Origin of the sequence: Mycobacterium sp. 050128, from assembly GCF_036409155.1 — a bacterium.
Classification (GTDB): Bacteria; Actinomycetota; Actinomycetes; order Mycobacteriales; family Mycobacteriaceae; genus Mycobacterium.
The window spans coordinates 69,862-80,894 of sequence record NZ_JAZGLW010000009.1 but is presented as its reverse complement, the minus strand read 5'-3'; the positions used below and the strand labels follow the sequence as shown (position 1 = coordinate 80,894).

General features: G+C 66.2%; 5 protein-coding genes and 3 pseudogenes. 5 read left to right on the top strand and 3 right to left on the bottom strand.

Annotated features, from left to right (window positions below; translation table 11 throughout):
* Positions 1-99 precede the first annotated feature (99 nt).
* From mycP to SKC41_RS30415, 5 genes and pseudogenes are all read left to right on the top strand, one after another.
* A pseudogene (gene mycP, locus SKC41_RS30430) lies at positions 100-1,362 on the top strand (type VII secretion-associated serine protease mycosin); the annotation flags it as partial.
* Positions 1,359-2,954, top strand: a complete 1,596-nt coding sequence (gene eccE, locus SKC41_RS30425) for a type VII secretion protein EccE (RefSeq protein WP_330981401.1) — start codon at positions 1,359-1,361, stop codon at positions 2,952-2,954. The pseudogene mycP and the gene eccE, both read left to right, overlap by 4 nt.
* Positions 2,955-2,972: 18 nt before the next feature.
* The gene (eccA, locus tag SKC41_RS30420; RefSeq protein ID WP_330981400.1) at positions 2,973-4,805 is read left to right on the top strand and encodes a type VII secretion AAA-ATPase EccA; all 1,833 of its coding nucleotides are present in this window, start codon (positions 2,973-2,975) and stop codon (positions 4,803-4,805) included.
* Between the two features lie 44 nt (positions 4,806-4,849).
* Positions 4,850-4,960, top strand: a pseudogene (locus tag SKC41_RS31965) (hypothetical protein); the annotation flags it as partial.
* 230 nt (positions 4,961-5,190) lie between these two features.
* Positions 5,191-5,592, top strand: a complete 402-nt coding sequence (locus SKC41_RS30415) for a hypothetical protein (RefSeq protein WP_330981399.1) — start codon at positions 5,191-5,193, stop codon at positions 5,590-5,592.
* Between the two features lie 27 nt (positions 5,593-5,619).
* On the opposite strand, the pseudogene SKC41_RS30410 reads toward SKC41_RS30415, so the two are convergent.
* From SKC41_RS30410 to SKC41_RS30400, 3 genes and pseudogenes are all read right to left on the bottom strand, one after another.
* Positions 5,620-5,961: pseudogene (locus SKC41_RS30410) on the bottom strand (ATP-binding protein); the annotation flags it as partial.
* A 38-nt stretch (positions 5,962-5,999) separates the two neighbouring features.
* Positions 6,000-8,036 carry a hypothetical protein gene (locus SKC41_RS30405; RefSeq protein WP_330981398.1) on the bottom strand — a complete coding sequence of 679 codons (2,037 nt, stop codon included), beginning with the start codon at positions 8,034-8,036 and terminating at the stop codon, positions 6,000-6,002.
* Positions 8,033-11,014, bottom strand: a complete 2,982-nt coding sequence (locus SKC41_RS30400; protein WP_330981396.1) for an ATP-binding protein — start codon at positions 11,012-11,014, stop codon at positions 8,033-8,035. The genes SKC41_RS30405 and SKC41_RS30400 overlap by 4 nt, the downstream gene beginning before the upstream one ends.
* Positions 11,015-11,033 lie beyond the last annotated feature (19 nt).

Here is an 11,033-nt window from a genome sequence, read left to right as displayed (position 1 = left end):
CCTCGCCCAACTCGCCCTTGCCTACCCAGAACGAATCAACCCCTACCTCTAACCCCAACGAGCACAACACGTTACACAAAAAACTTGACAAGCTCCCCACCGCGCCAGGGCCGCCACCCTGACACGGTGCCCACCACGGAGGCAGCGCCCCCACCACCGCCACCGCAAACGGTGACCCTGCAGGTTCCGCCTCCGCCGCCACCACCGCCACCAGACGGTGCGGGCTGGCAGCCCCGCGAGACCCAACCGGTGGTGGTGCCCGCCGGTCACCCCACACTGGCCCCGCAACGTCCTGCGCCGGGACCCGATGATCCGGCCCCTCCTGGCCCTCCTGAGCCGCCACCCTCGCCGCCAGGAGCTCCGCTGCCCCCACCGCCGCCGCCCGCGCCGGCCGCGGACGGTTTTTCCGGTGTGGCACCCGATGTGCAGGTGATCGCGATCCGGCAGAGCTCCAAAGCGTTTAGCCCCAAGGACGCCTTCGCCGGTAACCAGGACCCGGCCACCCGGCGCAAAGCCGGCGATATCCACACGATGGCCCGCGCGATCGTGCATGCGGCCAACATGGGGGCAACGGTGATTAACATCTCGGAGGTGTCGTGCATGACCGCGACCGACATGATTGATCAGCGCGATTTGGGGGCCGCGATTCATTACGCCGCCGTGGACCGCAACGCGGTGATCGTCGCCGCGGCCGGCAATGTCGGCAATGAGGGCGGCAACGACTGCAAGCAGAACCCGATCTATAACCCGTTGACTCCCAACGATCCTCGCGACTGGGCGGGAGTAACCACGGTGGCCACCCCGGCGTGGTTCTCTGATTACGTGCTCACGGTGGGCGCGGTCGATTCCAGCGGCGCTCCGCTGGACAGCAGCATGGCCGGCCCGTGGGTGTCGATCGCCGCACCAGGCACCGACGTCGAAAGTCTCTCGCCGCGCGATGACGGGTTAATGAATGCGGTCGAGGGCCAGAAGAACACATTGGTGGCTCCTGCGGGCACCTCATTTTCCGCTGCACTCGTCTCCGGGGTGGCCGCGCTCGTGCGCGCGAAGTATCCGCAGTTGACCGCACATCAGGTGATCAACCGGCTGCTGGCCACCGCACGGGCACCAGCACGGGGGGTGGATAACCAGGTCGGGCACGGCATCGTCGACCCGGTGGCTGCCCTGACCTATGACCTGCCGGCCGGGGAACCTGTTGGGCCGCAACACTTAGCGGCGCCGCTGGTGCTCGCGCCCCCGAAGGTAGGCCGCGACATGACCCCGGTGTGGGTGGCGGCCGCCGGCGTAGGTGGGCTAGCGCTGGTGTGTTCGGTGGTGCTGGGATCGGCCGCACTGATGCGCAGACGAGAGGCCCGACCATGAAATCGACGTTCCCGTTCAGTGTGGCCGCGAGCTGGGCGCGCGTGGTGGCGCTGTTCGTCGTCGACGTGGGGTTGGTGGCGTTGGGCACGGCCCTGGCGGGCCGGCCAGGATGGTGGACCGGTGTCGGCGTAGCTGTGGTGGTGGCGGTGCTGGCGCTGCTGTGTTGGCGTGGTGCGCCGCTGCTGACTCTGGCGTGGCGATCGCTGACCGCGCGACGGTCACGGCTGGGTGCGCCGGCTGGCGAGCTGGCCGATTATGAGCGCAGCTTTGGGTCTGGCCCGGTCGGCATCCGTTCTGTGGGGCCACATTTGGTGGCGGTGGTGGCCGTCGACGGGCCCCCGCACAGCCCCTCGGCGTTGGATCATCAGCAGGTGGTGTCGATGGCGACGCTGCCGCTCGAGGCGGTGGCCGCCGGACTGAGTCAATTCGACGTGTGCCTTGAAGGCATCGACATCATCGGTGCGGGGACGCGGCGGGCCTCCAAGGCACATCACCCGTATGCGCTGATCTATTCCGGTGAGGTGGGGGATCATCCCGCGGTCGGGCAGCGGCGAACCTGGCTGGTGGTGCGGCTGCATGCGCTCGACAGCGCCCGCGCGATTGTGTGGCGAGAGTCGGTGGCCGCGACGATGAGTGCTGCGGCCGAATGGTTGGCCGCAGAGCTGACGAGTTTGCGGATCCCGGCGCGAGTATTGACCGCTGCCGAGATCCGTGACGCAGACGAGGCGGTGCTGGCCGGTATCGACCCGACCGGGCTGGTGTCGGGATGGGGCCGGTTGCGCCACGCAGGCGGCTACGTGCAGACCTACTGGCTTTCGCCGGGCGACATTTCGAGCACCACGATCAACCGCCTGTGGGCCCCAGATACCGACGCCACCGTAGTGTCGGTTCAGCTGCGCCGCAACGACAACGGGTCCACGACAGTGGGGGCGATGGTGCGCTATCACACCGGCGGGCCGCTGGCCGAGCCCCCGCTAACTGGGCTCAACCCGGCAGCGGGCCGCCACGACGCCGGGCTGAGCGCCGGGCTGCTCGCCGCGGGCGCCGGCGCGCTGGCGGTGCCCGCGCGCGAGCTGGCGGCCGGGGAAAAGGTGGCTGTGCCGATCGGCGGCACGGGCATCATCATCGGAAGAGCCGCCAAGGGACACCCGCTGCTGGTCGATCTTCGGAACCCCACCGAGCTGGCGACGGTGACGATCGCCGGGGAGTTCGCGTTACTGGTGCAGGTGGCGCTGCGGGCGGCGGCAACCGGCTACCAGGTGCTGGTGTGCACGAAGCGCCCACAACGCTGGCAGGAGGCCACCGGAGCCGGGTTGCAGGTGGTCGGCGCGGCAGGCCTAGCCGAGCAGCTACCGGCCTCGCAGTACCCGTACATGGTTCTCTACGACGGCGTCGGGGGCCCGGCGCCAGCGGGGGCGGCGGTCACGCTGCGCACGGTGGGCCCGCGCTCGGCCAGCGGGGCCGATATTCATATCGAGCAGGACGGCGCCGGCGCCGCCGTGATCCGCACGTGGGCATTCCAATATCGGCTGCGCATCAACCTCGATTACGAGCGCCGCTTGACTGATGCCGGCCCGCGCCGGGTGGCATAAGTTAGATTCAAGATCACCATGACAGGAATTGAGGCAGAAACCCCGGCCCGCAGCGCGTTTCGCCGCGGGTTATTGGCGTCGGGCATTGGTGTGGGCGGTCTGGTGCCCAGCCACAACCAGCAAGTGGCCGCCGAGATGTTTCGCACGGTCACCCGCGCCGAACCAGGCGTGTGCGACGGCTGGATGGGTCGCGTCCTAGCCGGTGAGGACACGGTGGAGGTCCTGGCCGGGGCCTGGGCGGCCGCGGAGACCTTCGGCTGGGAGATCCGCCGCCTCGGGGTGCTGGGCGCGGACTTTCGCCCAATGGTCTTCGACGGCCTGTTCTTGCAGCTACCGATCGGGTCGGTAGATGCGCTGCGCTGCGCGTACGCGACCGTGCTGATCCGCGAAGTCAACTACAGCCAAGCCGACGAGTTACTGAGCGCGACAGCCAAGCCGACCGACCCCTTCGACGCCGACATGCACACCTACGCCTGCGGGCTGCTGCACTTCCGCACGCAACGCTGGACCGATGTGTTGCGACTGTTTCCGATCGAGAAGCGTTGGTATAGACCCGAATACGACTGCGCGGCCGCCGCGATGGCCACCACGGCGCTGGCGTCGCTTGGGGTGTTCGAGGATGCGTTTCGCCGCGGCGAGAAAGCCGCAGGCGATGACCGCGTGCCCCAAGCCGCCACAGTGACGCTCTACACCCAAGCGATGTGCCTTCGACACTTGGGCCGCGAGGACGAGGCCGCCCAGCTGCTGCGCCGGGTGTATTCACGTGACCCGAAATTCACGCCGGCCCGCGAAGCGATGGACGACGCGACCCGGCGCCTGGTGCTGACCGACCCCGAAACGATCGAGGCACGCACCGACCCGTGGGATCCGCAAAGCGCCCCGAGCCGACTCGAGACCGAAACGGCCCGCGACGCCGAGAAGGCGTCGGAGTATTTGGCCGAGGGTCAAGCCGAGCTGGATGCGATGCTGGGCATGCAGACAGCCAAACGCGAAATCAAACGCATCCGCTCCACCACGAAGGTTAACCTGGCCCGCACCAAAGTGGGGTTGCGGGTACCGGTGACCTCTCGCCACACGCTGCTGCTAGGTCCGCCCGGTACCGGAAAGACTTCGGTGGCAAGGTCTTTCACCAAGCAACTGTGCGGGCTCAAGGTGCTGCGTAAGCCGCTGGTGGTGGAGACCAGCCGCGCCAAACTGTTGGGCCGCTACATGGCGGATGCGGAAAAGAACACCGAAGAAATGCTCGAAGGGGCCCTCGGTGGGGCGGTGTTTTTCGACGAGATGCACACCCTGCACGAGCGCGGCTACTCCACCGGCGACCCGTATGGCAACGCGATCATCAACACGCTGCTGCTGTATATGGAGAATAACCGCGACGAGCTGGTGGTGTTCGGCGCCGGCTACGCCAAGGCCACCGAGCGGATGCTGGAAGTCAATCAGGGTCTGCGCCGGCGGTTTTCGACTGTGATCGAGTTCCACAGTTACACTCCGGCAGAGCTGATCGAGCTTACTAAGCTGATGGTGGGCGAAGATGAGGACGTGACCACCGATGAGGCCGTCGAGGTGTTGCGCCCGGATTTTGAGAGGTTCTACGCCGACGAAACCCTCACTCCCGAAGGCGATTTGATCCGCGGTATTGATGTGTTGGGTAACGCCGGGTTTGTGCGCAACGTGGTCGAAAAGGCGCGCGATCACCGCAATGATCGCCTCGATACCGCCGAGCTCGATGATCTGCTGGCCAGCGACGACGTCGAAGTCACTGAGGAGCAGCTGCTGCGGCTGCGTGAACTCACACGCGAGGACCTCGCTGAGGGTTTGCGGGCGGCGGTGTCCGAGAAACGCTCCGAATAAGAGCTACTGGCGTCAGCCGCTTTCATAGCAGTACAGAGTGAGTCCCCTGCATAGTCGACGCTCACGCCGCCACACAAAGACTCACGCCGGGCGCACTCGTGGAAGTCGACGGCACCAGCGCAGAGATCCGGGTTCTTCGATCCCCGGGTACCTAGCAATATGCACCGATCGAATATGCAGGGTTACCGGTATTTTTCGAGATAACGCGAATAGATCAACACAGCAACGGATTTCGCATATAAGGCCCCTGAGGCGCGGAAATCGATGGTCACTGATGAACTTCGGATTGTTGGTTCGAACAACGCTAGAGTCGGACCATGAAGATTGCTGGTGCAGTGATGCTGCTTGCCGCGTCTCTTCTGACAGCGGGAGCGTGAGCGCAATTATGGCTGAGTCGCGCGGTCCAGCCGAGGCCAGGTATCAGCTGCCCGAGGGCACCTATCGCGAACTGATCGTCAAGGATCGGATGACGAAGTTCCTTAAGGAACGGCTCCGCCGGGACCGACGAAAGCTGCTTGAGCTGCGAGAAGATGCGCGACGGCACCTGCCCGAGGATGAGGCCGAAAAGGCGCGGCGACAACATGCTAACGAACAGGCGCGGGAAAAGGCTGCCGAGCTCGCCGACCAGGAGGTAGCCGCTGGCAGGCCGATTGTGGTGCTGGCATGGCAGGTGCGGGTAACGCGCTACGCCCACAGGCTCGCCGCAGCGCCGAGCTGGCTAACCACCCCGGCGACAGCGACCGTGCGCGTCTTCGCCGACGACACATGCGAGCCTGCGTCGTCCTGAATCCCTTTAAGCCGAGCTGGTCTGGATTCATTTCGCGGTGGTGTGGGCGGCTTTGGTGTGGGCCAGTCGGTAGGACTGAGTTCCAGTCTCGATGATGTTGCCGCCGAACGTGAGTCGGTCCACGATGGCCGCGCATAGGCGTGGGTCGGTGAAGGTGGTTTTGGTCCATCCCGAGAACGACTCGTTAGAGGCGATGGCGACCGAGTTCTTTTCTTCGCGCTCGGTCAATACTTGAAATAACAGGTCCGCGCCGCGACGGTCTAGCTCCATGTAGCCCAGCTCGTCGACGCAGATGAGATCGACTCTGCCGTAACGGGCGATCGTTTTGGCCAAGATCTTCTCATCGGCGGCCTCGACGAGTTCCATTGGGCACCTGGGGATCGGGTCGGCTTTAGCCCGAACGGATTTCAGCGGCCCTTGACCGGGGTGCTGTCTTCGGCGAGGTCCGGCGGTGGTTGCGCGCTGGGGCGTGGCTGATCCGATGTGGGGCCGGGGTTGGCGCGTTGGGGCGTGGACGGGCCGTGGTTGGCGGCGCGGCCGGCAGCTGGCGCTGGGGCGGGGTGGGCGGTGTCGGGTGCACCGCCGTTGGCCGGTGATTGGGCGGTGGTGCCGGTCGTGGTGGGCCGCGGGCTATGGTCGCGGTGTCGACGTTGGGCGACGTGGCTGGCGACGGCGGCGCCCGCCACGACTTCGGGTGCTGCGGCGGCGGTGGCGGCTTCTCCGGCCATCACTGCCCCGTCCGCCGCGGTAGTGCCGGCCGCCGGTGCTGCGGCGGTGGCCGCCTCACCGGTTGCCGGGGTGGGGGTTTGGGCGGCTGGGGTGTGATGGCGGGCGCGGCCGGGGGAGGGCGGTCGCCCGCCGGGTGGGCGTCCGTCGACGGGGGAGCCGGTGAGGGGCTGGTCGGGCTCGTCGGGGGTATCGGAGGAGTCGTCTGGGTTTTTGGCCCAGGGGGCGCGTGAGTTGAGGTCGCAGGCGCGGTCGTAGGCGTCTTGCCCTCGCTCGTAGCCTTCGCGGCCGCGGCGGCCGAGATCGGTGACGGCTTGGGTGAATTCTTGGCGGGTGTGGTCACCGAGTTCGCGTTTGAGCCACCAGAAGACGCCGATCGCGACGGCGGAGACGATGCCGATCATGAAGAGTCGGGCGAGCGGGTGGTTCATGCCTACCTGGTCGGCGTAGCCGCCGCGTGCCCCCATTTTCAGCACGATCATCGCGGCCATGGAGATGTAGGTGGTGTAGGCGAATACCAGGGCTGCGTGTTTGAAGAACATTTTGATGCGCCGCCCGGCGCGCCGGCGCGGGTGCCCGTGGATCATGGCGGGCGCGGCGACCACGATCGACAACAAGGCGTTCACGAAGGCGGCGCAGCACACCATGACGTAGCTGTAGGTGACGTAGCAGACGAAGAAGGCGAACACCGCCCCGAGCAGGCCATAGCAGCTACCCAGTGCGAGATTGGCGCCGCTGAGGTGTTGAGCGAACGACAGGGCCTGTGGTGCGCCGCAGGAAGCCATCGCGTGCGCGGGCCCGGCCAGGTCGCTGCCGTCGTGCGGAGCGAGCATGGACGCGGTGTAGGCCCCGCCGCAGGTTCCGATGTCGTCGACGGTGGTGCCGAAGTTCATCAGCTGCAACGGCATTCGCACAGTCGCATCAGCGATGAGGCCGGTGAGGTGCTGGAGTTGGGCTTGGCCGCCACCGGTGGTGATGGAGCCGTTGTTGAAAGCCGCTTGGGAGACGCTGAACCCTAGGTTGCGTCCTTGGGTTAGGAGCCCGTTTTCGCTGTACAGGTCGGACAGCGGGTCGCGGGTGAGCACGGTACCGAGAACACCGACAGCCAGGGTGGACACGATGATTCCCGATCCGAATCCTTTGCGGCCGTGCCACAGGATGTGGAATGCGCCGACTCCGAGGCCGAGCATTAGGCAGATGGGGAACACCCACAGGTCGGCGAGGATGACCCGGATGGTCTCGAAGACGGGGCGAAACCAGGTGGCCAACCACAAGAGCCAGGTGTTGGACATGGCGAACCGTAAGAGCCAGAGCGACATGGCGATCATGAAGATGTAGACGGCGGCTTGGGCTTGGAGCAGTTCGACGATGAGCTCGTGGGAGAGGCCGGTGGTGACGGCGTTGGCCAGCCAGCGAGCCCAGCTCGACGGGTCGACGCTGAGGCCAGGGCCTGCTTTGGTGATGGCCTCAGTGGTGCTGACCACCGACAGGTAGTAGTTGCCCACGGGGACGCCGTGGCTGTCGGTGACGCCGGTCCAGTTCAGCGCACCGGCCAGGGTGGAGGCGGCGGCGGGTGGGGCGGCACCGAGCGCGGCCGCGGTCAGGGTGTGGGTGATGAGCCAGAACGTGGTGAAGCGGCGTAGCCGCGGCCGGGTGGCCATCTGGTAGCCGAGGTAGTCGGCGGCGCGTTGACCGAATGTGGTTGGCGCGGTGGTCATGCCGCACGCCCGGGGGTGGTGTCGTAGGCCTGGTGCAGCGTGGTGTCGGGTTCGCTGGCCACCCAGATGGGGGATTTTCGGCGGAATTCGTCGACGAAGAATCCGTAGCCTTGCCGCGCACCCCGGTTCGGGCCGGTGACGGTGTCGATGTCGTCGAAGGCGGTGGGGTCGCGCATTTCCTCGGGCGAGGGTTGGGCAAGGAAGAATTCTTCGATGTTGGTGTAGTCGTCGAGGCGGATGCCGACTTTGGCGGCGACTTGTCGTGCGAGGTCTTCGTTTTCAAACGGCATGATGAGTTGTTGGGTGATGAATTGGTCGCCCATGAGGGCCAAGTCGCGGATCGGATCTTGGGTGATGATCAACAACCCCGTGTAGTGCTTGCGAGCGCGCCGGCTGATCAGGTGGGCGTCATCGGCGCCGGCGCGGGAGTTGAGCAGGGCGGCGGCTTCTTCGACGACGATGAGCCCGAAGCGGGTGCTGTCGGCGAAAAATGTCACTCTGGCCAACCGCACGAGCATGCCGTAGATGGCCACCGAGGCGCGCTTGCGATCAGAGAGGCGTTCGTAAAGGTGCGGGGTGTTCATCTCTACGGCGGTGGGCAGATCCAGGCTGCCGGTGAGCCAGATCGTGACGTCGAGGGTGGCCAGGTCGGGCACGGCAAGGGTGGCGTCGAAGATGGCTTGGGTGAAGTCGTAGGTGGCCCACGATTGCAGGGCCGCCAGGATGGGGGCGAGGTCGTCGGCGAGTTTGGTGACTTGCGGGGAGCGGGTGTCGGGCCCGGCCAAGGGGGCTTGGATGTCGTTGATGTAGGTCATGAGCGCGGCGGTGCTGGTGATGCCGAGGTGCCTGCGGGCGTCGGCGTGCAAGACGGTGCGCAGGCGGCGCACGCCGACGCTGCTCGGGTCGAGATTCATCATCGGAACCATGTAGTCCAGCCAGTAGCCGCCGGCGACGTCGGCGGGGAAGGTGCGCAGGGGGTCGCAGCTGAAGTGGTTACCGGCCATGTCGATGACGGCTTTGTTGTCGATATCGGCGAGGGCTTTTTGCCATTCGGTGCCGGGGTCGACGATGAATGCTTGTGCGCCGCGCTGGATTTCGCCGCGGGTGATGCGTTTGGCGGCATAGGATTTGCCGTAGCCCAGCGCCCCGCTGCATACCAGGCAGGGATTGCGGTTGCGGCGCGCGCTGGCGGGCAGGTCGAGCAGCACTGCGCTGTTGAGGGCGTTGTTTCTGTTGAATCCCAACAGGATTCCGGTGCTGTTGCCGACCATGGAGGACGTTAACGGCACGAACCGTGACCATTTTTTGGTGGTGGTGGGTTGGGTGAACTGGTCGACGGTGGTTTTGTGGGTGGGCGCGGCCGGGTTGAAGGCCGACCATAGTTTGGTTTGGGCGCCGCGGTAGTGGCGGATGGCGATCTGGCCGGAGCCGGTGAGTTCTTCGCGGAGCCGTTTGACGCTGTAGTCCAGCGTGTGTTGGTCGCCGGCGCCGACGGCGATGAGGAAGGCGGCGTGCAGGGGGCGTTCGTCGATGTTGGCTTCGAGCTGGCGGTTGTATTCGGCGAGTTGGCGCCAGGTGGCGATGAGTTCGGCGTCGCCGTTGCGGACGTCGCGGCGCTGGGTGAATTGGTCGTCGATGTTGCCTTTAGCGCGGTCGTTGCGCACGAATTCCATTTCGCGGCTTAGTGTTACGAGGTTCACGGCGAAGTCGAAGGTGGCGCCGGTGTCGAGGTCGTCGAGGGCTTGGAGAAATTCTGAGCCGGGAAACTTGATGCCGGCCTTGGGCATGTCGACGACGGGCAGGATGGCTTGGTAGCTGTCGGGATGGGTGCCTTCGGGGCTGGATACGCGTAGGGCTTTGCTCCAGGAGGGGATGCGGCGGACGCCGGCTATCCAGGCCAGCAGCGCCGCGGCAGCGAGGACGGCGAAGGGGGCGGCCGGCAGGAGGCCGACCAGGATGCCGGCCGCGGTAGCCGCGGTGGCCAGGCCGGCAGCGATGAGACGCAGCGGCAGGGTGCGCCCAGCGTGGTGGTGTTGGTCGCCGTCGTCGAACACGGCGACCGGCAGCGTGGTGGTGTCGAGTGTGGCGGTGGTGCCGCGGCGGGGTAGGGGGTTGTTCAACACTCCGCGCCAGGCGTTGTGGCGCCAGAACCAGTCCATCATGTCGGCGCTGACGGGTTGGGGCCCGAATTCTTCGGGGAGGGCGGTGACGATGTCGTGGGCCAGGCGCTGGTAGGCGGCCACGGAGTCGTCGGAGTCTTTGTCGCGGCCGATCAGCCAGTCGCTCAGTTTGGTGGCTTGGCCGATGGGGCTGTGCCCGGCGCGGCCGGCGTCGACGGGCATGGTCAGCCAGTAGATACGGCTGCGGGGGGTTTGGTCCTTGATGATGGGCTTCATCTGCTGGCAGGCGTTGATCCATCGGGGTTTGTCGAGGTGGCCGTCGAGCATGGCGCGTAGCAGCTGGCGTTGGTCTTGTGGTACGGATAGCCCGAATATCCATGTGCCGGCGGGGATTTCACGGGCGAGGGTTTGGTGGCGATCAGCCACGCCGATGCGGCGTTTGGTGGATTGTAGGTAGTAGGGCATTCCACTGATCAGGTAGTGGGCGTAGACGCCATGGGCGGTGAAACTCAGGTTGCCGATAACGGCGCGTGGCGGTGCCAGCAGCGGGTCTTTGGCGCTGCTGGTCAGGGTGGGGCGCAGGGCGCGCCAGGCGCTGGCAATGCGGAAGCGCAGGCTGGGGCGTTGGCGGGGGATCAGTGCTGCGGCGCCGGCTGCGGCGCCGGTGAGCAGGAGCCCGTAGGTCAAGATGGCACGGGCGTGCCCGGAGTCCAGGGCGAGGATGGTGAGCAGGGCGGTCATTGCTGTGCCCGCGTACAGGCTGATTGCCACCCAGAGCCGCAGCGGCTTTTTGAACAGGATGTCGGTGTAGACGGGGGTGTCGTGGACGCCTTTGAACAGCTGCGCTGACTCAGTCACGGATTCTATCCCTCGAGCG